Genomic DNA, 21987 nt, shown 5'->3' with positions numbered 1-21987 from the left:
ATTTCTTGCAAAACTCCTGCCATCGCGCGCCGATCGACAAAAAGCCCACCCGGGCGGCCAGGTGGTCTTCTGTCAGTCAACGAGATTGTAACCTTTGACGCTATAACCGATATCATTGAGCAGCAGTTGAAATTCTTCATTGTTGATTTCCTCGCCGCGCAAGATTCGTTCATGCAAATCGGCAATGCGATCGTAAATCGCCCGGTTGGTGGACACGTACATCAGATTGAACCGGGATTCAGTCTGTAGCCTGCCCCTCATCCGGTCCACTACCCGCTTTTGCAGCGCATCGGTATGTCCGTTGTCGTTGCGGACGATCTTGCCTGGCGTATAAGGGATGGTCGGACGCGGGTTGACCTCGTCTGGCTTTGGCGTATCTACTGGCAACACACCGACGAGCAGGTTGTCTTTGTAAGCCAGCACTTTAATATCGACGACTCCCGGTATTTTTTCCGCATGCCGCTCCAGATACGAGACGAGATGAGGCTCCCGGTTATGGACCATTTTTTGGCTGATCATCGCTGCCGGACCTTTGTCCATCCCTGCGTTGTCATTGCGATAGTTGATGCCATACGATTCGAATTTTGCCTGATTCCCGCCCCGATCTTCGGTGCCTTGTTCTTTGTTTGGCGAACATCCTGTCACCAAGCCCGCGATCAGAAGAGACGCACAGATGCTTACACAAAATCGCTTCAACAAAAAACACCTCCTTGCACATAGTGTGGTGTGCAGGAGGTGTTCTTACTCAGGAAGTGGCTCCCTTAATCAACGGAGACAAATTCCCCTTCATAAGTATCTTTCTTGCCTTCCTTCTCGGCTTTGACCGTAAATTGACGGATGCCGTCTTCAGCGTCGCCAATAAATTCGAACGTGCCATCTGCTTTTACTTCCGCTTCATACGACTCATCGCCGATGACTACAATAACCTCAGATTTCGGGTCCACTTTTCCGGTTACTTGGTACAGACCGATCTGGAAAAGGGAGCTTGTCTTTCCGACAACACTTTCATCGTTGATCAAGACAACCTGATCAGGCTTTTTCTCTTCGCCAGTCGTCGGTTTTGTCGGTTGCGGAGTTTGCGGCTGGCCTGGCTGTGTCGTTTGCTGATCGGCAATGAGCACTGTTTGGGAAGCCGGGTCCCAGTCCACTTTGTAGCTCAGCGCTTCAGCGATAAAGCGAACAGGCACGACCGTGCGCTGGTTGACAATTTGCGCAGGCACATCGAGATTGATGGTTTGTCCATTTTTCTTCGCAATTTTTTGCGTTACGACGAGGCGAATGTTATCGTTGCCTTTATCGATGGTCACGGTTCTTGTTTTTTCATTCCAATCGACTTTGAATCCGAGGGACTCTGCAATGGGACGAATCGGTACAAGTGTACGGCTATCACGGATCACAGGCTTTTGATCCGGGAATACAATCTCTTTTTTATTGTACTCGACTTTGATGGCAGCTTGCGCAGGCGCTGCCGCAGCAGAAAAGGCCGCCATAGGCACCAGGGCAACAGCCAACATGAATGACGTAATTTTTTTCAGCAAAATGTCCACTCCGTTTCCAATAAGATTCACACGATTCTTAATCTACTATAGGATAGCAACCGTTTCAAGGCATTCCTCGAATCAGCCCACCAAGATCGTACTGTTAATTGTAGAAGGAAGGGACTGAATGGACAAGCAGGATAGCGCTGGAAACGGTAAAAAACGACGATATTCCTCTATCTTTTGACCTAATTTCAAATTGTTACAAAAATACAACCATATTCCTCCCAAAACGCGTTACAATGAAGCAAGAAACGACAGTATTTTTTCGAAAGAGGCAATGATGATGAAAAAGTTTATTCCTTTTCTTATCCTCGCATTGATCTTGACCATGATCCCTCCCGGCGGCAGTTCTGCCAATACGACTGCGGTCCAGCTGGGAAGCGATTTGCTGTTTGACCGCTTTCATCAGCTGATTGAGGGGAAAAACGTCGGGCTGATCACGAATCAAACCGGAATCAACAGTCAGGGAGCGAGCACGATCGACCTGTTGCGGCGCGACCGCTCTGTCAAACTCACGGCTCTTTTCGCCCCGGAGTATGGCCTGGACGGCAAAGAGCAGGTCGGCACTCAGGCGAAGAGCTACACCCATCCGGTTTACGGGATTCCTGTCTACAGCTTGTACGGCTCGACTCGCCAGCCGACGCCGGAGATGATGGGGCATTTTGACACTTTGCTCGTCGACTTGCAAGATACAGGCTCCCGAACGTATACGTACATATCGACACTCCACTACGCCATGGCTGCGGCGAAGGAACAAGGCAAACGAATCGTCGTGCTCGATCGCCCGAATCCGCTTGGCGGCACAATCGTGGAGGGACCAGTCCTGGAAAAACCTTATCAATCGTTCATCGGCATCGACGAGCTGCCTCTCGCTCACGGGATGACCATCGGCGAGCTTGCCCTGTTCTTCAACCGCTCGATCGGCGCTGATTTGTATGTCGTTCCGATGGAAGGCTACACGCGCGGCATGACCTACCCCGATACGGGGCTGAAATGGGTGCCAAGCTCCCCGCACCTTCCTGACCTGACATCTGTCTACGGGTACATGGCTACCGGACTCGGCGAAGGAACACCGGTCAAGCAAGCGGACAACTTCGCCTGGATCGGCGCGGAAGGCATCGATTCCGTCCAGTTCGCCGACTTGTTGAACGGCAGCTTGCTGCCTGGCGTGCTTTTTCTCCCTGAGAAGAAGGAAAACGCTGGCGGCGTGCGCCTGCACATCCACGATTCGCGCGTTTTCAATCCGGTTCGCACAGGTCTGTACGCGCTTGCCTACGCGCGACAGCTTCAGCCGTTTGCGGTTCCACAGAGCACCGAGAAAGAAATCACGATGTTCGATCAAGTCATGGGCACCAGCAAAATCGCCCAATTGCTTGCCCAAGGCAAAAGCCCGCAAGAAATCGTCGCTTCCTATGCAGAAGCGCTCGGCAAATTCGTCGAGCTGCGCAAAAGCTTTTTAATCTATGGGGAGACGCCGTTCATGCCGTCTGGAGCGATTCATAGTCCGTACGCTGCTCCGGTCCCTGCACCGCCTGCTGGCAAGCCTGGAACCGTTACGCCACCAGCTCCAAGCATTCCAGAGCCTGCCAAGCCGCCTGGTACGAACACTCCGGCTCCAAGCACGCCAGAGCCTGCCAAGCCGCCTGGTACGAACACTCCGGCTCCCAAGCCGCCTGCACCAGCGCAGAAGCCGCCAGCAGTCCCTGCACCAAAGCCTGGCGACAAGATCGCGTATTTGACTTTTGACGATGGCCCTTCTCCGGTAACACCGCAAATTTTGGATACGCTGAAAAAAAATCAGGTCAAAGCTACTTTCTTCATCGTCGGAAGAAATGTGCCCGGCCACGAAGCGATTCTGAAACGAATTGTGGCAGAAGGCCATGCTATCGGTGGTCATACGTACTCGCATGACTACAAGATTGTGTACAAAAGCATGGAAGCCTTTTTTGCCGATCTGGAAAAAGGCAACCAGCTGATCGAAAAAGCAACGGGAGTCAAGCCCGTCCTGTTCCGCTATCCGGGCGGCAGCACCAACACCGTCAGCCTCAAATACCAGGATACGAAACGATACAGCAAGCAAGCGCCTGTCATGAACGCCATTAAAGCCGAAGCGAACAAAAGAGGCTATACGTTCATCGACTGGAATGTGACCAACGGCGACGCCCGCAGCAATAAATATACAGCCCAGCAAGCTCTCGCCAACGTCAAGGCGCAAGTAAAAGCCCAAAAAGAAATTGTCGTGCTCATGCACGATGCAAGCACGAAAACACCTACGGCCCAGGCGCTGCCTGAAGTAATCGCCTTTTTGAAAGCAAAAGGCTACCGCTTTGAAGCAATCCACCCTGACCAGCCGACTGTGTCTCATGTGAAATAGGATACAGGCAAAAAAACCCGCCCGACAGCCGAAACATCCGGTGATCGAGCGGGTTTTTTGTTTGGAGGGTGGGTCAGCCCCTGCCCTTGCATCGGGACGGGCTTTTGTTTGTAGCACCAGACCAGCTCATGCATCGAGTTAGGCTTTTGTTCACAGGGGCGAACCAGCCCTTGCATCGAGTTAGGCTTTTGTCCACAGGGGCGGACTAGCCCTTGCATCGAGCTAGGCTTTTGTTCGCAGGGGGGACTAGCCCTTGCATCGAGCTAGGCTTTTGTTCACAGGGGCGGACTAGCCCTTGCATCGAGCTAGGCTTTTGTTCGCAGCGGCGAACCAGCCATGTATCGAGCCGGGCTTTTGTCCGCAGTGGCGAACCAGCCCCTACTGCCCCCAAACGACTTACGAAGTCGGCAGCGTGTCGTAGCGCAGACGCAGTTCACGCTTTAATATTTTCCCGCTCGGGTTGCGCGGGAGCGTGTCCGTGATAAAGACATACTTCGGTGCCTTGAACGAGGCGAGGCGCTCTTTGCAAAAGGCGAGCATTTCTTCTTCCGACACAGTCTCGCCTGCCTTTGGCACCACGACTGCCGCCACAGCCTCGATCCAATACGGATGGGGAATGCCGATTACAGCTACTTCCGATACTTTCGGGTGCTGGTAGATCAGCTCCTCGACTTCCCTGCTCGCTACGTTTTCCCCGCCTGATTTGATCATGTCCTTTTTCCGGTCGACGACAGTAATATAGCCTTCTTCATCCATAATCCCCAAGTCGCCGCTGTGGAACCAGCCGCCGAGAAAAGCTGCCTGCGTCTTTTCTTCGTCGCGGAAATAACCGATCATCGCATGGCTCGTTCGATGAACAATCTCGCCAACGCAGCCCCTGGGCACCTCGACGCCATCGTCATCGACAATTTTTGTCTCTACATTGAGCGCAGGTTTGCCAGCCGATCCGGCTTTGCGAATCTGGTCCTTCGGCTGCAATACCGTCGCCAGCGGAGCTACCTCGGTCTGTCCGTAGAAGTTGTAAAATTGCGCATTGGGCAGACGTGTTCCCAGCTCCTTCAACACTTCTACAGGCATGATCGCCGCGCCGTAGTAACATTTTTGCAGCGAAGACAAGTTCCGCGACGAAAACTCGGGAGAGCGGAGCAAGGCAATCCAAACAGTCGGCGGGCAAAAAAGCTGTGTCGCCTGGTGGCTCTCTACGACCTGAAGCATCAAGCCTGGCGTCGCTTGCTCCAAAATAATGCCGGTGCCACCCAGATATACATACGGCCCGAGGAAGCAGTGCAGCTGCGCGCTATGGAACAAAGGAAGCGCGTGCACAGCTACATCATCGTGCGACATATTTCCTTCTATAATCGTGCTGACGTATTCCGAAAGAATGCTGCTGTGCGTCAGCATGACTCCTTTTGGCCTCGATTCCGTGCCGCTCGTGTACAAAATGTGGGCGACATCCTCGTCGGCCAGCTCCAGCTCCGGCTCTTCCGTACTGGCGCCCTCAATCAGCGGGCGAAACGGCACCCACTCTCCTTCCTGCACCGCTGGCCTGGAGATCAGCGACAAAAGCTTGGGCGATAAGTTTGCCGATTCGAGCGCTTCCTTGGCGACCGTGAGAAATTCCGGAGCCACAAAGCAGGCGCTCACCTCTGCATGTCCGAAAATAAAAGCCACATCGTTTGTATGCAGCATGAAGTTGATCGGCACCATAATCAGCCCCGCTTTGGCCAGCGCAAAGTTGAGGATGACAAAGTCCATGGAGTTTCTGGACAGAACCGCCACTCGCTCCCCTTTTTGCAATCCTTTGGCGAGGAAGGTGTGCGCAGCCTGATTGACAAGTTGATCCAACTTCGTGTATGTAAGTACCTCTTCCTCAAATTGCAAGGCAATCTTCTCGGGGTAGCGCAGCCTGCTTCGTCGCAAAATATCGCCAAGCGTATTTCTTCTTACTCGTTGGGCTTCCATCATCACAAACCCTCCCTCACCGTATTCCCCCTTATTATATCTCAATTTTCTGTGTTATGTTTATTTTCTGACTTTTAATAGCAAAAAAAGACGGCAGCTCCCTCTGCATTATTGAAGCTGCCGCAGGCCCCAAGAAACATTCGAGTCCTTGTGTACAGCATATCTTAAAACGGGCCGCTCTTCGATATTGGTTCTTCTGGATTTTGAGGAAAAAAACGGTGTGTGCTGGAATGGGCAGCTTCGGCGTCGGAGCACACGCTTGCATTTTGCTGATATAAAAAAGACCTCTTTAAACGAAAGAGATCTTCGTGTCCTATTCGGGTAATGAAAACATGGTGGCGGAGGGAGCAGGATTCGAACCCGCGTGAGCTTGCACTCTAACGGTTTTCAAGACCGCCCCGTTATGACCACTTCGGTATCCCTCCGCATCAATAGCTGGTTTAACTATAGCACAGCTGCAAGACCGCTTGCAAGCGTCGGCAGAAGCGAACCTACCGCTTTACCGCTTGACGACGACGAGCTTCAACTCGCTCAGTTCCTCGACGGCGCACGCGACACCTTCCCGTCCCAGCCCGCTCTCCTTCACGCCGCCAAACGGCATGTGATCCACCCGGAACGTCGGGATGTCATTGATGATAACCCCGCCCACTCTAAGCTCGTCCGCCGCTTCCAACGCCAGTGACAAATTGTTCGTGTAAACCCCCGCCTGCAAGCCGTACCGCGAATCATTGACCAGCCTGATCGCCTGCTGGACCGACTGTACCGGATTGATCATGACGACAGGCCCGAATACTTCCTCGCGGGCAATCTTTGCCTCCCGCGGCACATGCGTCAGGACGGTCGGCAAAAGCATCCGCCCCATCAGTTCGCCGCCGCAGGCGAGCTTCGCCCCTTGGTCGAGCGCTTCCCCGATCCAGGCAAGCACGCGCTCTGTCTGCTTCGGATGGACCATGGCGGAAAAGTCTGCTTCTTCTTCTAGCGAATCTCCCCCGCGCAACGCCACCGTCTGTTCCACAAAGCGGCGGACAAATTCGTCATAGATGTCCGTCACGACATAAATTCGTTGCACAGACACACACACTTGACCAGAATAAGCAAAAGCCCCGAACAAGCAGCGCAAAACGACCTCGTCCAGCGGCGTATCGCGGTCGACGATGACCGCAGAATTGGCGCCCAGCTCCAAGATTACTTTTTTCAAGCCCGCCCGATTGCGCACCTCGACGCCCACTTCAGGGCTTCCGGAAAAGGTCACGGCGCGAACTCGCGGGTCGGTAACCAGCTTGTGGCCCACGACCTCTGCGCTGCCTGTGACGACGTTTAACGCTCCTGCCGGGAGTCCAGCCTGCTCTGCCAGCTCAGCGAGAAAAAGCGCACTGATCGGGGTCTGCGAAGCTGGCTTCAATACGACTGTATTGCCAGCAGCGAGCGCAGGCCCGACCTTGTGCGCTATCGAATTGAACGGAAAAGGAAACGGCGTGATCGCGCCCACGACTCCCAGAGGCTCGCGCACCGTGTAAGCGAGACGGCCTTCGCCACCGATAGCAGCGTCCAGCGGAATCGTTTCCCCGTGCAGCCGCTTGGCTTCTTCCGCTGCAAACCTGTACGTCTGCACCGTGCGGATGATTTCGCCGCGCGCTGTCCGAATCGGTTTTCCCGCTTCCAGCGCGACGATCCGGGCAGCTTCCTCCATTCGCTCATCCAACAGGATGGCGATTTTCTCCAGAATGGCTGCTCGCTGGTAAGCTGGCATGCGGCGCATGGGGGTTGTAGCTTCTTCGGCCGCTGCAATCGCCCGCTCTACTGCCACAGCATCCGCCTGGGGAATGTGTGCGATCACCTGACCTGTACAAGGCGAATACAACGGGGCATGGTCTGCCATAGGTATCCACTTTCCCCCGATAAAACACGCTCTTCTCATCGCCGTCTCCTCCGTCCCTGACACGATTGGATCTCTCAAAGCCTCTCCCAATCATTCTCCAGAGCAGACGGTGCTTCCTTGTCCTGCGCTCAAACTTTTTCCTTTTTTTCACAATTACCGTCTCAAGTAGCTTAAAAGCGCCCTAGAAAAAGACGCTGCGGCTTCCTTACTGCGCTGGCCCTTCGGCTACCCCGCACCAGTCGAGCAGAGTCAAAGCAAAAATTTCCGCACAGCGGAAGACGTCATCCAAAACGATGTACTCGTCCCGATAGTGCGCTACTTGTGTAACGCCAGGTCCCACGACGATAGCAGGCGTATCGGCCAAAGCCGTCAACAAGCCGCCGTCTGTTCCCCACGGAGATGCTTCCACAATGGCACGCTCGCCCGTCACGGCCGCAAACTTGTCCTGCAAAATGTCCATGAGCGGATGATCCTGTGCGACATCCCCTGGCACCCAGCGCGCGCCGTACCATTCCAGCTCGACTGGCTGCTCCGCAAACCACGGATCGACTTCTGCCAGACGCTGCAAAGCCGCTTCCATTTCTGCCTTGGCATCCTCCATCTGCTCGCCGGGCGCGACTCCCATCCTGCCTTCCAGCTTGACGAGATCCGCGACAGACGACGGCCATTTTCCGCCTTCGATGACCCCGATGTTGATCGGGATCGGAATCGGCAGCTTGGCGTACAGCGGATCATCGAGACGGTCGTTACGCTCTTTTTCCAGACGGCCAATCGCCTGCACGACGAGCATGCTTTTCTCGATGGCACTGACTCCTTCGTAGCGGGTGCCGCCATGAGCAGAGCGTCCCTTGACCGTCAGACGGAACCACATCGAGCCTTGCTGTTTCGGGAAAATTTTCATGTTCGTCGGCTCAGGGATCAGCGCAGCATCTGCCTTGTAGCCGCGCAGGATGGTGGCAAGCGTTCCGGCTCCGCCGCTTTCTTCCTCCACCACGCTTTGGAAAATGACGTCTCCCTTCAGGCTGACACCGAGCTTTTGCAGGACGGAAATAGCCAAGAGCGACGACAGGTTTCCGCCCTTCATGTCGGTTGCGCCCCTGCCGTACAGTTTGCCGTCCTCCACTTTTCCGCTGAACGGATCATCGCTCCACTGGGCGTAATCGCCAGCGGGAACGACATCGACGTGCCCGTTCAAAATGAGCGAGCGGCCATTCCCCGCGCCTTTCCAGACGCCGACGACGTTCGGACTGCCTTCAAACGTTTGCCGGGGGGAGACGAAGTACGGATGCGAAACCAGCTCTTCCCCTTCCATGACCCACAAGTCGACACTCAGGCCCATCTCCGCCAAATGATCGGCGATGCTTTTCTGAATCGCTTCCTCTGCTCCTTGCACGCTCGGGCTTTGCACCCACTCTTGCAGCAGCTTGACAGAAGCTTCCCGATCCTTTTCCAACTGCTCTCGTATCAGCGCTTGCCAGTTAGCCATGTTCTTCCTCCGTTTCTTGGGTTCGTCCTTTGCCTTTTGTCTTTTGCTTATTGTCTAGCGGAATACGCCTACTTCGCCCTCTATCTTCAGTTCCGCTTCGGTGGCCCCGATGACATCCGCCACACTGTACGGATACATGACCTCGCGCAAATACAAGCCATCTGGCGTAACTTCCATGACAGCCATGTCCGTGATGATCCAGTCTGCCGCCTGAGTGGCAGTGAGCGGAAGCGAGCATTCGCGGACGATTTTGGAACGGCCGTTTTTATCGAGATGCGTCGTGACGACCATCACTTTTTTCGCTTTCTGGGCCAGCTCCATCGCCCCGCCCATACCCGGCACGCGCTTGCCCGGCACAATCCAGTTGGCAATATCGCCGTTTTGGCTGACCTCCAGCACTCCGAGGATGGTCATATCCAACAGGCCGCGGCGGATGATCGCAAATGCCGTTGCGCTGTCGAAAAAGGACGCCCCTGTCGCCAAGGTGACGGGAAAGCCGCCTGCATTGCACAGCATCGCGTTTTCTTCCCCTTTTGCCGGACTTGGCCCGGTTCCGAGGATGCCGTTCTCGGCGTGGAACATCACCCGTTTGTCCGCGGGAATGAAATCGGCCACCAGCGTAGGGATGCCGATTCCCAAGTTGATAATCATTCCGTCCTCGACTTCCAGGGCCGCCCTGCGTGCGATTCGCTCACGGTAGCTCTCGGTCTCTTTTACTTCTCCCACGCCCATTGCCAGTTCACCCCTTCACTTTGCACGATGTAATTGACGAACACGCCCGGCGTCACGATTTCTTCCGGGTTCAGCTCGCCAACCTCGACGATCTCGTCCGCTTCGACAATGGTGATGTCTCCTGCCATCGCCACAAGCGGATTGAAGTTGCGCGCGCTCGTATCGTAAACCAGATTGCCGAAGCGATCCGCTTTTTTGGCATGGACGATCGCCACTTCCGCTGTCAAAGGCGTCTCCAGCAAAAATTCCTTGCCATCGAGCACGACCTTTTGCTTGCCTTTTTCTGCAATCGTGCCGATGCCGACGTCGGACAAAATGCCTCCCAAACCGACGCCGCCTGCCCGTACACGCTCCGCGAGAATGCCTTGAGGGCAAAACTCGACCTCAAGCTCTCCGGCCGTCATTTGCGCCCCTGCGTTCGGATTGGAGCCGATGTGGGATGCGATGACTTTTTTGACCCGCTTTTCCGTCACGAGCTTGCCGATCCCGATGTGTGGAAACGCGGTATCGTTGCTGATCAGCGTCAAATCGCGCACACCCAAATCCAAAATGCCCTGGATCAGTGTGGGCGGATTGCCCACACCTCCAAAGCCTCCTGCCAGAAGCGTCATCCCGTCGCGGAAATGGGACAGCGCCTCCTGCATGGTCACTACTTTATCAAAACGATTCGTCATCGATAGACCCTCCACTCTAGTTGATCAGCGCCTTGTCTTTCAACTCCTGCGATACGCTGACAATCGCCTCTTTCAGGAGGCCGATCAGTTCGTCGATCTCTGCTTTTGTAATCGTCAGTGGAGGAGAGACAATGATGGAGTCACCTGCCACCCCGTCGATTCCACCCATGGCCGGATAAATGAGCAGCCCTTTTTCGAACGCTTTTGCAATTACCTTGCTTGCCACCCCTTGGGAGAGCGGGAACGGTTCTTTTGTTTGCTTGTCTTTGACAAATTCCAGACCGCACAGCAATCCCAGACCGCGCGCCTCGCCGATCAGCGGCAGTTCATCCGCCAGCTCTTGCAGACGTGCCAGCAAGTAAGCGCCTTGCTCGGCTGCTTTGTCAAACAACTGATTTTTTTCTACATATTGCAAAACAGCCAGGGAGACAGCAGCGGACTGCGGATTGGCACTGTACGTGTGGCCAGCCATGATCAGACCGCTTCCTTGGGTAATCGTCTCGATGATCTCATCCGACACCATCGTCGCGGCCATCGGCGTATAGCCTGCGCTCATGCCTTTGCCCAAAGTCATCAAGTCAGGCACGACGCCCCAGTGATCGATCCCGAACGCTTTCCCTGTGCGCCCTACTCCCGTCATCACCTCGTCGGCGATGAACAGCACTTCATACTTGTCGCAAATTTCCCGAATGCGCTGGAAGTAGCCATCTGGCGGCACGACTGCACCGCCGGATGCGCCAATGACTGGCTCAGCGATGAAGGCCGCGACTTGCTCCGCACCGATTCGCAAAATGGCGCGTTCCAGCTCGTTCGCACATTCCAAGGCGTATGTCTCAAGCGACATTCCTTCAGGTCTGCGGTACGGATACGGGCCAGTGATCGTCGGATAGTCCTCCAGAAGCGGAGCAAAACGCTTGCGGCGCAATACGTGACCCGACATGGACAGCGCGCCCATCGTGATGCCGTGATAGCTCATCCAGCGGGAAATGATCCGATTTTTCGTCGGCTTGCCTTTTTCCTGCCAGTATTGGATCGCGATCTTTTGCGCTGTTTCGGTCGCTTCCGAGCCGCTGCTGACGAAAAACGTCCAGTTCAGCGAACCAGGCGCCCACTCAGCCAGCTTGGCTCCCAGCTCCTCTACGGCATCGCTGCTGAAATGCGAGCGGTACGCAAAAGATACTTCTTTTGCCTGCTGATACATCGCGTCGGCTATTTCCTCCACGCCGTGACCGATGCTCGCCGTGACAGCGCCACCGCAGCCATCGATATAGCGCTTGCCGTCTTTATCGTATAAATAAATGCCTTTTCCATGAGAAATGAACGGATATGTCTTGCCCAGTTCCGGTTTAATTACATAGCTTCTGCTCATAATCGTCGCCACCTCGCTTATTCTCTACCTCTATCCTAGCTGACCAGCCCGTTTCATCCATCCGACGCGCTGGCAAAAAAAACGTGGCAAAGAGACAAAATCTTTTGTACATTTTGTATAAAGAACTTCGCAACACGGAGGTGTACCTCATGACAATTACGATCAGAGAGGCTCTGCAACTGCCCGACATGGTTCAGACGCGTCTGATCGCAGGTGCTGGCGGGCTGGACAATCCGATCCGCTGGGTGACGATCGTGGAAGTGCTGGAGGATGCCAGCCGTCTGCAAGAAGGGGAATTTTTGATTACAACCGGATTTGGGCTGATGGAAAATGTCGAGCGGCTCAGTTCATTCATCCCGATGTTAGCCAGGCAAAAGCTCAGCGGAGTCGCTATTCATACCGGATTTTACATGCGGGAAATTCCCGAAAGCTTTCTCGAACTGGCGGACCGCCATCAGTTGCCGCTCATCGAAATCCCGACCGAAATCAACTTCTCGACGATTACCAAAGCGATTTTGCAGCCGATCGTCAATCGGCAGTTTGAGACACTGGCCTACTCGCAAGCCATTCACAACCGGATGATTGAAGCAGCCCTGTCCAAAGGCGGGCTGCCAGCGATCGCAGGCGAGCTTGCTGAGCTTACGGGCGGTGCGGTGACGCTTCTCGACGCCCTCGGGTTTGAAGTGACCCAGCACGGCTGCAAGGCGGAGCCGTACACGGAAGAAGGCAAGGAGCATGTGCATTCGGTGCCGATCCGGGCAAGTCGCGAGCATTTTGGCACACTCAGCCTGAGCAAGCCGCGGGAATCGTGGAAAGAGCTTGACGACGTAGCGCTCCAGCACGCAGCCACCTTGTGTGCGCTGGAATATGTAAAAGAACGCGCTGTTTCAGCGACGGAGTGGCGGTTGAAAGGGGATTTCGTCGAGGAGCTGCTGAACGGAAAGCCAATGAGTCCGCAAGACCTGGAAAGCCGCTGTCGCATGCTCGGCTATCCGCTCTCCGGCAAGCACCTCGTGGTCGCGGTCAAAGTCGAGACGGTCGAGCACAACAGGCTCGCGGAGCTGCATCAAAGCGTCATTACCCTGATGCGCAGACTGTGCGACCGCCATCAGCGTTCGTACCTTTTGCGGGAGCGCCCGCACTGTCTTTTGTTCATTTTGCCCGACGACCGGACGAGCCTGCAGCTGCTCGAACAGTTTGCAGCCAGGTGGGAAGGGCTGCACTCTGCCACCACCCTGCAAGTGGCGATCAGCAATCCCCGCGATTTGCTGACAGATGTTTCCTCGGCCGCAGAAGAAGCGATGTTCGCGCTGCAAGCGTATCCTTTGCTCGCTACCGCTCCCGATTTGCTGCGTTACCGGGACATGCAGGGCTATCAGTTTCTGTTTCCTTACCACCGGGACGAGCACAGCATGACGGCATTGTGGAAGCCGATTCTGGAGCCGCTGATCCGCTACGACAGCAAGTACAATCAACAGCTGCTCGAAACATTGGAAGTGTACTTGGCCCAAAACGGAAACGGCCTGCAAACCTCCCAAGCGTTATATATTCATCGGCATACGCTGAAATACCGCTTGACCCAGATTGAAGAAAAAACAGGCTACCGCCTGGAGGACGCGCATCAGCGCTGGCAGCTTCAGTTGGCGCTTATGGCCCGCCGACTGCAACAGCAGCTGTCTTCCTCACAAGAGTAGCCTTATTCATCGCGTGTAGGCCGAAGTGGCTTCACCCAGATGTTCATGTCTTCGAATCCGGAAAAAATCGTACAGTTGTTGATCAGCCGCCCCCGGTATTCGTAGCCCATTTTGGCGGCTGTTACGTTCATGCCCGCCGATTGGGCCCGCGTCAACGTGTACAAATAGTAAATCCCTGCTTCCTCCATCTTGTGTTCCAACGCGTGGAATAACGGCTGGAGGAGCCCTTTTCCTGCGTGATCCGGATGGGTGGCACAATCGGTCATCTCTGCCGATCCCATGCGCTCTGACACCTCCGCAGACGCCGCACAGGCGATTTGCCCGTCCCGCTCGACTACGAAGTACACCGTGCCCTCCTGCATCGTTTTTTGAATGTACGCGGGATCATCCATCGGCGTAGGATACGTCGCGAAAACGAGGCCGTACAGCTTCGCCAGCTCCTCTGCGTCCGCTTCTGTTGCCGGGCGCATGCGATATCCTTCCGGGAGCGGCTTTTCTTCGCCTGGTCCCGCTTTCGCCAGACTCAGCGCCAAAATTTCCTCGGCCAGCTTGGGAGCAGCAGATGTCGCCCGATCCTCCGTGAGATAAGCCGTGAGCATGTAAGCGTTTTGCCCCTGGAAAAAGCCGTCGATGATTCCCTCCTGGCGATATCCCCGCGCAAGCCATTCCCCAACGTCCTGCTTTTTTCCGTAAACGATCAGCTTGCTCGCCGCAGACTTTTTTCCGACCTGCTTGAGCAGTTCGTCGTACTCGCTGATGCGCGTCCGATCGTACTCGTGCAGTTTGACCCTGCGATTTTGCTGATCGTCCACCAAATCACCCGTGGCGAGCATTTCCTCGATCTGTATCATGAAGCCTTCCCTCCCCTGTTTGCCTTGTGACTCCATTGTAGCAAAATGCACCTTCCCGTCATCTGCCAATCTGTATAAAAAGTGGGCTGCCAAGCACAAATCTCAGGCGGGTAGGCATTCGATGAGCGCCATTTTCCCTATACGTTCATAAGATGAAGGAGTTGCTCCATCTGGGAAGGAGGGGGTATTCATGAGCTGCAGCAGCGGAAACAACGATTTCGCCCTTGTTTTGGTTTTGTTCGTTCTTCTCGTGATTGTTCTCGTCGCCATCTCATAGGTACTCGTATGTGCCCCTCTTGATAGGCAGTATCGAGGGGCCACTTACATATGCATGTAATAAGCTATGTAACGTCTGAGAAGGGAGGAAGCCCCCGTGTCCACACTTGTGTTCGCGCATCGCGGCGCTTCCGGCCTGCATCCGGAAAACACGATGGAAGCGTTCCACGCTGCTGTCCGCAAGCGCGCGGACGGAATCGAGCTGGACGTTCAGCTAAGCCGCGACGACAAGCTCGTCGTCATTCACGACCATCGACTCGAACGGACCACGAACGGCTCCGGTCTGGTGCGCGGCTACACGATGCGCGAGCTTCGTCAGCTGCGCGCCGACAAGGACAGCTCCATGCGTGTTCCCAAAGCCCGGATTCCAGTCCTGCGCGAGGTATTTCAAACCTTTTCCGATACATCGTTGCACTTCATCATCGAGTTGAAAAATTTCTTTTTGGCCCAGCCCCAGCTTGAGGAAAAGGTCATCGAGCTGATCAGGCGCTACCAGCTCACAGAGCGGACGATCATCTCCACCTTCAACTTCGACAGCTTGCTGCGCATCAAAAAACTGGACCCTGCCCAGACAACCGGACTGCTCTATGTCGGCCCGATTGCAAAACCGTGGGCAGTCGCCAGCCAGTATCGCTGCGAGCAGCTGCATGTGCCGTACGATCAGCTGACACCCGAGCTGGTGCGGCAAGCCAAGCAGCGCAATCTGACCGTCTACGGCTGGACAGTGAACAGCAGTCGGCAAATCCAGAATGCCATCGAATACGGCGTGGACGGAATCATTACGAATTACCCTGGCCGCGCAAGAAAAATCATCGAGGCGGATGCGTAACGTCAAAAAGGGAGCCATTTTCCGGCTCCCTTTTTTATGCAGTTGATCGAGCCGTTTGAGCGGCATTTCAGGCGCGCGGAACATAAAACTTCCCTTGCCAGCTGTTTCTGTTTTGCAACTCGGCATGGATGCCGTTGAGCACTTCCCACTTTTTGCGGCTCCACATCGGCCCGATCAACAAGTCTTTTGGCCCGTCTCCGGTGACCCGGTGCACGATCATCTCGGGCGGTAAAATTTCCAGCGTATCCACGACGAGCTTGATGTACTCTTCCAGGGAAAGAAACTCAAGCAGCCCTGCCTCGTACTGTTTGACCATCGGCGTCTTGCGCAACAGGTGCAGCAGGTGAATTTTGATCCCCTGCACATCCAGGTGGGCAACCGCATCGGCCGTCTGCATCATCTGCTCGTGCGTTTCCCCTGGCAACCCGTAAATGATATGGGAACAGACGCGAATATTGTGCTTGCGCAGTCTTTCCACCGCATCGACATAGCAGGCGTAGTCGTGCGCCCGGTTGATGAGCTGTGCCGTATGCTCGTGAACCGTTTGCAGCCCAAGCTCGACCCACAAGTACGTCCGCTCGTTCAGCTCAGCCAGGTATTCGACGACATCGTCCGGGAGGCAGTCGGGACGCGTGGCGACGGACAAGCCGACTACGCCTTCCTGCCTGAGAATGACTTCGTACATCTCGCGCAGCTCGTGAACAGGTGCGTACGTGTTCGTGTACGCCTGGAAAAAGCCGAGGTATTTTGCCTGCGGCCACTTTTCGTGCATCCGGCCTTTTACGTCGTGAAACTGCCGCTCCAGATCCATCCGCCGATCGCCAGCGAAATCCCCCGAGCCACGAGCGCTGCAAAACGTACAGCCGCCTGTCGCCACCTTGCCATCCCGGTTTGGGCAGCTGAAGCCCCCGTCCAGCGGCACCTTGAAAATCTTTTCGTGAAACGTCGAGCGCAAATGATAGTTCCATGTATGGTAACGCTTATCTCCCCAAAACACGGGAGTAGTTTGTTCGCATTGTTGTGGTTGTGGTGCCAGCTTCATCACCGCTTTTCCTCCTCGTGGCACAGCCAAAAGCCCTGTGCCTTGCTCCCACGGCTCTTGCTCTCATACGCGTGATCGCGTCATTATACCAGATCAGCGCCCTTTTTCGCTACTTTCCCATAAGAAAACCACAGGTCCGATGTCCCTGTGGTTTGTTTGACAATCCTATTGCTGGATCTCCTCGATGCGAATGGCGCGCGTGTGGGACGTATGGCTCCACACTTGATTTTTCTTGGTGAAAAACGCGTAAAACATGATCGGAAGCCAGGTCAGGAAAAAGAACGGCAACAACAGCAGTCCCAAATATCCTTTGAGCGGCACCTTTTCCAGATAGAGCGCCAGCACTGGCAGCAAATAAAACACAGCGGTAGAGCCGTACACCAGCCAAGTTGGCAGGATCGTCGCAGCCGGCGTCAGAGCCGCAATGTCAAAAAATCTGCCCAGGAACAGCAAGGACATCATGGTCACCATCAACACGTACATCGGCTGGAACAGGTAGAACGCTGCGTCGAGCATTCCCAGCTTTCTCGACTTCAAGCCATTCTTCAGTACGCTTCCGATGTAACGCCCTGCTACATCATAGTGACCTTGCATCCAGCGCAAACGTTGGCGCATGGAAGCTTTCAAATCAATCGGTTTTTCATCCCATACCTTCGTGTCGTGAGCCCAGGTTGGATAAATGCCGCGTTCAATACAGCGGGTAGCAAACTCCAGGTCTTCCGTGAGACTTGTCGCACCCCAGCCCATTTCTTTGAGCAAGTTGCTCTCGATGCACAAGCCTGTTCCGCCCAATGTGTTTGGCAGACCGAGGTTGTGACGGGCCAGTTGCCACATGCGGTTCGTAAACCAGTACGTCACCGCATAAGACAGGGTAATCCAGGAGTCAAACGGGTTTTTCGAATCGAGATAGCCCTGGATCACGCGTGCGCCTTTGACCAGACGGTCGTTCATCACGCGCAGGAAGTTCTTTTCAACCAGGTTGTCGGCGTCAAACATGACGACTGCATCATACTGCTTCGGTCTAGCCCAGAGGTTTTCCAGCATCCACTCAATCCCGTAGCCTTTTCCGCGCTTGGACGTGTCAAAACGCTCGCACGCGATGGCTCCGTGTGCCCGACTGATCTCAGCTGTGTTGTCCGAACAGTTGTCGCAAATGACGAAGATGTCGTACATTTCACGCGGGTAGTCGAGCTTTTTCAGGTTTTCAATCAGTGGCGCGATTACGGCACTTTCGTTATGCGCCGCAACCAGTACAGCAAAAGTCTTTTGTGGCTCGCTTGTCACCTGCTCCTTTTTGCGGAACAGACCTGCGCAAGAAACCAGTGTTTGGTACGTGCTGATCACACCTACCGTTGAAGTGAATCCGATGAATAATCCCTCAATGATCTCTCTAATTACACTCATGGGTTCTTCTCCTCGACCTAAATCAAATTGGGTCTGATCCGATTTAGGTAGTGTTGTTTTTCCAACATTTCTCTATTGTAATTCTCCCAATTGGGAGTGTACATCAAAAGCGTTTCAAGATCAATGACCCAAAAGTGGGAAAAACGAAGGCACTGCTATCACCTTTCCCACCTTTTTCTCTTTCTATTCGACAAGCCTTGGACATGAGCAGAAAAAAAAGCCCTTGTCGAAAAGGCTTGATATATTTCGAAAACGCAACGGCTCATTTCAGCTCGAAAATAGCCTCAGTCTGGTATCACGATGGTGCGGTCGGCGAGACTCGAACTCGCACGGGTCGCCCCGCCACCCCCTCAAGATGGTGTGTCTGCCAATTCCACCACGACCGCCTGTTTCCTTGATAATCGCGGACTTCCTTGCCAAAATTCCTGCCGCGAAATCATGTTTTTGAGTATACACAATCGAAATTTAGAAGTCAATAGCGTTTTTCTCCATCCAGAGCGCCTATTTTCGTTGCTAATCATTGGAATATTTTTGTGGCATGTTTCTGCTTTAAGCCATTGTCGGTTGAAAGCGTGTTTTGTCTCTTCTTCTAGAAAATGCGGCGATCGTGTTGATGGAAAATTTCAAGGTTTCGTCACCATAACCGATCAACTGCGACTCCATATTTTTTGGTTTTCTTACATATTTCATGGCGAATCAGACAAATTATTACCAGTAGTAGAAACCCATCGTTCTCAAAAAAATTTTTCGTTATTGGGGGAAACCGATGATTCCCGAAAATATCAAACAGTTGCTCCACGATATTCGGCTAATTGGTGGCGGTATGAAGCAGTACGAGCATCCCGATGATTGGCAGCTGATCCGCAATCTGGTTGGCGAGCAGCTGGAAGTTGATTTGAGCGATGCCACCCCAGACTATTGGGAAAAGCTTCATGCCTCACTGGAGAACGAGAAAGCGATTGCATTAGAAAAAGCTGAGCGGCGCTACTTCCACGGTCTCTACTACTACAATCCTTTTATTTGACCACGAGCTGTTCGTGGTCTTCCTTTCTTCGTGCTTTGCTTGTGCTCTGCCTGCGCTCGTCTTTGTCTTCGGTGTCGCGCTCTGATCAGTTCTGCGCCCTTTTCTGTGCTTTCTTCTGCTCTCTGTTCTAGCCGTTCTCTTCCTGCTGTCTCTTTTGTGCTCCGTCCTGCTCTCTCTTCTGTCCTCTGTCCGGCGTTCTCTTCCTGCTCTCTCTTCTGTGCTCTGTCCTGCTTTCCTCTGCCTGCTCTCTTCTGTGCTCTGTCCGGCGTTCTCTTCCTGCTCTCTCTTCTGTGCTCTGTCCTGCTTTCCTCTTCCTGCTCTCTTTTGTGCTCTGTCCGGCATTCTCTTCCTGCTCTCTCTTCTGTACTCTGTCCGGCGTTCTCTTCCTGCTCTCTCTTCTGTGCTCTGTCCTGCATTCTCTGCCTGCTCTCTTTTCTGTACTCTGTCCTGCATTCTCTGCCTGCTCTCTTTTCTGTACTCTGTCCTGCGTTCTCTGCCTGCCCTGTCTTCGAATTGCCCCTCAAGAAAAGAACATCCCGTGAAAACATTTTTGTAAAAATGAGTATCTTTTTTCTCCCCTAAACGTTACATAGAGTAGAGAGTGAAACTAACAGGGAACTCCTTGCAAAGAATATGCTCATTATCGAAAAGCTTCCTTATTATATGTACGTCAATTTTAGTCATTTTTTGTCGATAAAATGGCTCTTGTTTTTGTTGCTCTTCCTGCTCCTGTGATCTCTGCTGTAAAAAAGCAGGACTTTATTTGACTTGCAAGCAATCATTCTTAGCCTTTGCAAAGCCATAAACGCTGCATGGCCAACAGGAACGCCCTCCCCCGGTTCTCGCATCCATGCGGTGCACAAGACACACTGCCGGGCAGGCTCCCATTTTACATAATGATTGTAAGTATAATTCAGCTATTATATATTAATGGAATTATGATATTTCATACATATAGCGGCATAACTTTGAACGTCATGAGAGGAGAATTTGATGACATTTCATAACGCTGAAGAGTATGTTGATCCGAAAAACTACGACGCTGAATTTGGTAGAGAGTGGAAGAAATACGAGTTGTTTCTGCAGGAAGCGAAGCCGTGTCAACATGTGCTTGAGCTTGCCAGTGGAACGGGATTAACGACGCTTACCTCGCTGAACGAGGTGTACATATTGACGGGGTAGACATTTTACCGAATATGATACAGTATGCCAAACAGAAAAACACAAACGAAAATGCCCGGTTTTATGTTGGGGATGCCATGACCTTTCCCTCGGCGATTGCCTATGATTTTGTATATTTGACGGGTAATGCGTTCCAAGCGTTTTTAACTCGTGACGCTCAAAATTCGCTGCTGGAAAATGTGAACAAGCTACTCAAGGCAGGCGGGAAATTTATTTTTGAGACGCGCAACCCAAGTGGCCATGATCTTACAGACTGTGATTATGAATATTGGCATACATTTCAGGATTATGAGGGGAATCCTGTAGAAGTGGGCGGGAAACAGAAATATAACCCTGATACGAATATAATGAAATGGACGACGATTCGTAAATTCCAAAGCTATGAGCGGGAATCAGAGATTTTATGTTTGTTTACTGAGCCTGAATCGATTCGCAAATTGTTAAGCGAACATGGATTTGATATTCAAAGTGAATATAGCAACTGGAATCGATCACCGTTTACTGGCAAGAATGAACTGATTATATTCGTTGCAAGAAAACAGCCATGACCGTATCGGCGCAAACCAAACCTAGTATGAGTGTAAGGGATAGTCGCTCAACGCCCTCCATGCTGAGTCATACTGCAATTGGACTGAAATACGCAGCTTCTCCTTTTCATGCGTGCAGCCAAGCTTGCTATAACGCCTGTCTATAGCGTTGTACTCACGCGCTAAACGGCAGATATTATCCATCAAGGCAATGCTCGCAGCACATCGTACACCCCACCTACTTGCTTTTTATTCGAAAACACCACTAGCTATGTGCCAGTGGTGTTTTCCTGCTTTTACCGGTGAAATGAAAGCTTGATCTGTAGCCAGCGCCTTGTTCCATGCCAAGCTATGTACCTCCATACAACAAAAAAGCCGCCAGCTATAGCGACTTCAAATACTTTAAAACTAACGTCCTGAGAGGGATTCGAACCCCCGACCGTGCGCTTAGAAGGCGCATGCTCTATCCTGCTGAGCTATCAGGACACATTAAAAAGAATGTTCCAGCAGGTGGTTTCCATACGAGTACCTACACTTAGAAGACGTTGCTCTATCCTGCTGAGCTACTGGGACAACTATGGAGGGAGTACCCGGATTTGAACCGGGGGTGAGGGTTTTGCAGACCCGTGCCTTACCACTTGGCTATACTCCCATGCATGGGGCGATCGATGGGACTTGAACCCACGAGTGCCGGAGCCACAATCCGGTGCGTTAACCCCTTCGCCACGACCGCCATAACTTTTGCTTGTCTTATGTTTTTGGTAGCGGTGGAGGGAATCGAACCCCCGACCTTTCGGGTATGAACCGAACGCTCTAACCAGCTGAGCTACGCCGCCAAAATAAAAATGGCGGAGAGTGAGGGATTCGAACCCTCGCTACGCTTGCGCATACTAACGGTTTAGCAAACCGTCCCCTTCGGCCTCTTGGGTAACTCTCCGTAATTATATGTTCCTTCAAAACCGGATATGCATGATTGCTAAGCATGTGTGGATAAGTCCTCGACCGATTAGTATTCGTCAGCTCCACGCGTTACCGCGCTTCCACATCGAACCTATCAACCTCATCGTCTATGAGGGGTCTTACCAGCTTGCGCTGTGGGAAGTCTCATCTTGGAGGGGGCTTCACGCTTAGATGCTTTCAG

Annotated in this window: 19 protein-coding genes, 7 tRNA genes and 1 rRNA gene; 7 read left to right on the top strand and 20 right to left on the bottom strand. The window is 53.3% G+C overall.

Annotation, left to right across the window (positions count from 1 at the left end; translation table 11 throughout):
* Nucleotides 1-72: 72 nt before the first annotated feature.
* Together M2298_RS03875 and M2298_RS03870 are read right to left on the bottom strand one after the other, a co-directional pair.
* Entirely contained in the window at nucleotides 73-696 is a 624-nt protein-coding gene (locus M2298_RS03875) for a sporulation protein (protein WP_122965886.1), read from the bottom strand.
* A 65-nt stretch (nucleotides 697-761) separates the two neighbouring features.
* Nucleotides 762-1568: a copper amine oxidase N-terminal domain-containing protein gene (locus tag M2298_RS03870; RefSeq protein ID WP_173595585.1), complete on the bottom strand. Its 807-nt coding sequence runs from the start codon at nucleotides 1566-1568 to the stop codon at nucleotides 762-764.
* Between the two features lie 256 nt (nucleotides 1569-1824).
* On the opposite strand from M2298_RS03870, the gene M2298_RS03865 reads away from it, so the two are divergent.
* A complete protein-coding gene (locus M2298_RS03865; RefSeq protein ID WP_280648242.1) occupies nucleotides 1825-3915 on the top strand; it encodes an exo-beta-N-acetylmuramidase NamZ domain-containing protein in 2091 nt (696 codons plus the stop codon).
* Between the two features lie 396 nt (nucleotides 3916-4311).
* On the opposite strand, the gene M2298_RS03860 is transcribed toward M2298_RS03865, so the two are convergent.
* The 7 genes from M2298_RS03860 to M2298_RS03830 all read right to left on the bottom strand — a co-directional run bounded on the left by M2298_RS03860 (nucleotide 4312) and on the right by M2298_RS03830 (nucleotide 12017).
* A complete protein-coding gene (locus tag M2298_RS03860) occupies nucleotides 4312-5880 on the bottom strand; it encodes an acyl-CoA synthetase (RefSeq protein ID WP_173595583.1) in 1569 nt (522 codons plus the stop codon).
* A gap of 333 nt (nucleotides 5881-6213) precedes the next feature.
* Nucleotides 6214-6302, bottom strand: a tRNA-Ser gene (locus M2298_RS03855).
* A 74-nt stretch (nucleotides 6303-6376) separates the two neighbouring features.
* Entirely contained in the window at nucleotides 6377-7795 is a 1419-nt protein-coding gene (locus tag M2298_RS03850) for an aldehyde dehydrogenase family protein (RefSeq protein ID WP_173595582.1), read from the bottom strand.
* 166 nt (nucleotides 7796-7961) lie between these two features.
* Entirely contained in the window at nucleotides 7962-9242 is a 1281-nt protein-coding gene (locus M2298_RS03845) for a peptidase (RefSeq protein WP_242771941.1), read from the bottom strand.
* Nucleotides 9243-9296: 54 nt separating this feature from the next.
* Entirely contained in the window at nucleotides 9297-9974 is a 678-nt protein-coding gene (locus M2298_RS03840; RefSeq protein WP_122965636.1) for a 3-oxoacid CoA-transferase subunit B, read from the bottom strand.
* Complete coding sequence (locus M2298_RS03835; protein ID WP_063227722.1) at nucleotides 9956-10648, bottom strand: 3-oxoacid CoA-transferase subunit A; 693 nt, start codon at nucleotides 10646-10648, stop codon at nucleotides 9956-9958. The genes M2298_RS03840 and M2298_RS03835 overlap by 19 nt, the downstream gene beginning before the upstream one ends.
* Nucleotides 10649-10664: 16 nt before the next feature.
* Entirely contained in the window at nucleotides 10665-12017 is a 1353-nt protein-coding gene (locus tag M2298_RS03830; RefSeq protein WP_122965635.1) for an aspartate aminotransferase family protein, read from the bottom strand.
* A gap of 149 nt (nucleotides 12018-12166) precedes the next feature.
* Between M2298_RS03830 and M2298_RS03825 the strand changes: the two genes are divergently transcribed.
* The gene (locus M2298_RS03825; protein WP_280648241.1) at nucleotides 12167-13711 is read left to right on the top strand and encodes a PucR family transcriptional regulator; all 1545 of its coding nucleotides are present in this window, start codon (nucleotides 12167-12169) and stop codon (nucleotides 13709-13711) included.
* Between the two features lie 2 nt (nucleotides 13712-13713).
* On the opposite strand, the gene ablB is transcribed toward M2298_RS03825, so the two are convergent.
* Nucleotides 13714-14562 carry a putative beta-lysine N-acetyltransferase gene (gene ablB, locus M2298_RS03820; protein ID WP_274875173.1) on the bottom strand — a complete coding sequence of 283 codons (849 nt, stop codon included), beginning with the start codon at nucleotides 14560-14562 and terminating at the stop codon, nucleotides 13714-13716.
* Between the two features lie 190 nt (nucleotides 14563-14752).
* Between ablB and M2298_RS28230 the strand changes: the two genes are divergently transcribed.
* Both M2298_RS28230 and M2298_RS03815 read left to right on the top strand, forming a co-directional pair.
* Complete coding sequence (locus tag M2298_RS28230; RefSeq protein WP_122965633.1) at nucleotides 14753-14839, top strand: YjcZ family sporulation protein; 87 nt, start codon at nucleotides 14753-14755, stop codon at nucleotides 14837-14839.
* 96 nt (nucleotides 14840-14935) lie between these two features.
* On the top strand, nucleotides 14936-15667 hold the full coding sequence (locus M2298_RS03815) for a glycerophosphodiester phosphodiesterase (RefSeq protein WP_280648240.1): 732 nt from the start codon (nucleotides 14936-14938) through the stop codon (nucleotides 15665-15667).
* A 67-nt stretch (nucleotides 15668-15734) separates the two neighbouring features.
* On the opposite strand, the gene mnmL is transcribed toward M2298_RS03815, so the two are convergent.
* The 3 genes from mnmL to M2298_RS03800 form a co-directional block, all read right to left on the bottom strand.
* The gene (gene mnmL / locus M2298_RS03810; RefSeq protein WP_173595578.1) at nucleotides 15735-16709 is read right to left on the bottom strand and encodes a tRNA modification radical SAM protein MnmL/YtqA; all 975 of its coding nucleotides are present in this window, start codon (nucleotides 16707-16709) and stop codon (nucleotides 15735-15737) included.
* Nucleotides 16710-16874: 165 nt separating this feature from the next.
* Complete coding sequence (locus M2298_RS03805) at nucleotides 16875-18113, bottom strand: glycosyltransferase family 2 protein (RefSeq protein ID WP_122965630.1); 1239 nt, start codon at nucleotides 18111-18113, stop codon at nucleotides 16875-16877.
* A 301-nt stretch (nucleotides 18114-18414) separates the two neighbouring features.
* Nucleotides 18415-18499, bottom strand: a tRNA-Leu gene (locus tag M2298_RS03800).
* Nucleotides 18500-18879: 380 nt separating this feature from the next.
* On the opposite strand from M2298_RS03800, the gene M2298_RS03795 reads away from it, so the two are divergent.
* Nucleotides 18880-19137, top strand: a complete 258-nt coding sequence (locus M2298_RS03795; protein ID WP_122965629.1) for a hypothetical protein — start codon at nucleotides 18880-18882, stop codon at nucleotides 19135-19137.
* On the opposite strand, the gene M2298_RS03790 is transcribed toward M2298_RS03795, so the two are convergent.
* A complete protein-coding gene (locus M2298_RS03790) occupies nucleotides 19078-19590 on the bottom strand; it encodes a hypothetical protein (protein WP_280648239.1) in 513 nt (170 codons plus the stop codon). The two genes, M2298_RS03795 and M2298_RS03790, sit on opposite strands and share 60 nt — an antisense overlap.
* A 540-nt stretch (nucleotides 19591-20130) precedes the next feature.
* Between M2298_RS03790 and M2298_RS03785 the strand changes: the two genes are divergently transcribed.
* Both M2298_RS03785 and M2298_RS03780 read left to right on the top strand, forming a co-directional pair.
* Entirely contained in the window at nucleotides 20131-20319 is a 189-nt protein-coding gene (locus tag M2298_RS03785; protein ID WP_173595576.1) for a hypothetical protein, read from the top strand.
* A complete protein-coding gene (locus M2298_RS03780; protein ID WP_348521712.1) occupies nucleotides 20271-20867 on the top strand; it encodes a class I SAM-dependent methyltransferase in 597 nt (198 codons plus the stop codon). Before M2298_RS03785 ends, M2298_RS03780 begins: the two co-directional genes overlap by 49 nt.
* 391 nt (nucleotides 20868-21258) lie before the next feature.
* On the opposite strand, the gene M2298_RS03775 is transcribed toward M2298_RS03780, so the two are convergent.
* From M2298_RS03775 to M2298_RS03750, 6 genes are all read right to left on the bottom strand, one after another.
* Nucleotides 21259-21332: transfer RNA gene (locus M2298_RS03775), tRNA-Arg, on the bottom strand.
* Nucleotides 21333-21424: 92 nt separating this feature from the next.
* Nucleotides 21425-21498, bottom strand: a tRNA-Cys gene (locus tag M2298_RS03770).
* Between the two features lie 5 nt (nucleotides 21499-21503).
* Nucleotides 21504-21579 (bottom strand) — tRNA-His (locus M2298_RS03765).
* A gap of 26 nt (nucleotides 21580-21605) precedes the next feature.
* Nucleotides 21606-21682: transfer RNA gene (locus M2298_RS03760), tRNA-Met, on the bottom strand.
* A gap of 10 nt (nucleotides 21683-21692) precedes the next feature.
* Nucleotides 21693-21783, bottom strand: a tRNA-Ser gene (locus M2298_RS03755).
* A gap of 49 nt (nucleotides 21784-21832) precedes the next feature.
* Nucleotides 21833-21987 (bottom strand): 23S ribosomal RNA (locus M2298_RS03750); the annotation flags it as partial.

The organism is Brevibacillus sp. 1238, from assembly GCF_029892995.1.
GTDB lineage: Bacteria > Bacillota > Bacilli > Brevibacillales > Brevibacillaceae > Brevibacillus > Brevibacillus parabrevis.
Note: the sequence above shows the minus strand (reverse complement) of the source record. Positions and strands in the feature narration are given on the sequence as shown.

Excerpts from the sequence above, each read along its gene's own strand:
- M2298_RS03825 (WP_280648241.1), top strand. The coding sequence starts at position 12,167 with ATGACAATTACGATCAGAGAGGCTCTGCAACTGCCCGACATGGTTCAG.
- M2298_RS28230 (WP_122965633.1), top strand. The coding sequence starts at position 14,753 with ATGAGCTGCAGCAGCGGAAACAACGATTTCGCCCTTGTTTTGGTTTTG.
- M2298_RS03790 (WP_280648239.1), bottom strand. The coding sequence starts at position 19,590 with ATGCAGGACAGAGTACAGAAAAGAGAGCAGGCAGAGAATGCAGGACAG.
- M2298_RS03860 (WP_173595583.1), bottom strand. The coding sequence starts at position 5,880 with ATGATGGAAGCCCAACGAGTAAGAAGAAATACGCTTGGCGATATTTTG.
- M2298_RS03795 (WP_122965629.1), top strand. The coding sequence starts at position 18,880 with ATGATTCCCGAAAATATCAAACAGTTGCTCCACGATATTCGGCTAATT.
- M2298_RS03785 (WP_173595576.1), top strand. The coding sequence starts at position 20,131 with ATGACATTTCATAACGCTGAAGAGTATGTTGATCCGAAAAACTACGAC.
- M2298_RS03835 (WP_063227722.1), bottom strand. The coding sequence starts at position 10,648 with ATGACGAATCGTTTTGATAAAGTAGTGACCATGCAGGAGGCGCTGTCC.
- M2298_RS03830 (WP_122965635.1), bottom strand. The coding sequence starts at position 12,017 with ATGAGCAGAAGCTATGTAATTAAACCGGAACTGGGCAAGACATATCCG.
- M2298_RS03850 (WP_173595582.1), bottom strand. The coding sequence starts at position 7,795 with ATGAGAAGAGCGTGTTTTATCGGGGGAAAGTGGATACCTATGGCAGAC.
- M2298_RS03865 (WP_280648242.1), top strand. The coding sequence starts at position 1,825 with ATGAAAAAGTTTATTCCTTTTCTTATCCTCGCATTGATCTTGACCATG.
- M2298_RS03845 (WP_242771941.1), bottom strand. The coding sequence starts at position 9,242 with ATGGCTAACTGGCAAGCGCTGATACGAGAGCAGTTGGAAAAGGATCGG.
- mnmL (WP_173595578.1), bottom strand. The coding sequence starts at position 16,709 with ATGAAGCTGGCACCACAACCACAACAATGCGAACAAACTACTCCCGTG.
- M2298_RS03805 (WP_122965630.1), bottom strand. The coding sequence starts at position 18,113 with ATGAGTGTAATTAGAGAGATCATTGAGGGATTATTCATCGGATTCACT.
- M2298_RS03840 (WP_122965636.1), bottom strand. The coding sequence starts at position 9,974 with ATGGGCGTGGGAGAAGTAAAAGAGACCGAGAGCTACCGTGAGCGAATC.
- ablB (WP_274875173.1), bottom strand. The coding sequence starts at position 14,562 with ATGATACAGATCGAGGAAATGCTCGCCACGGGTGATTTGGTGGACGAT.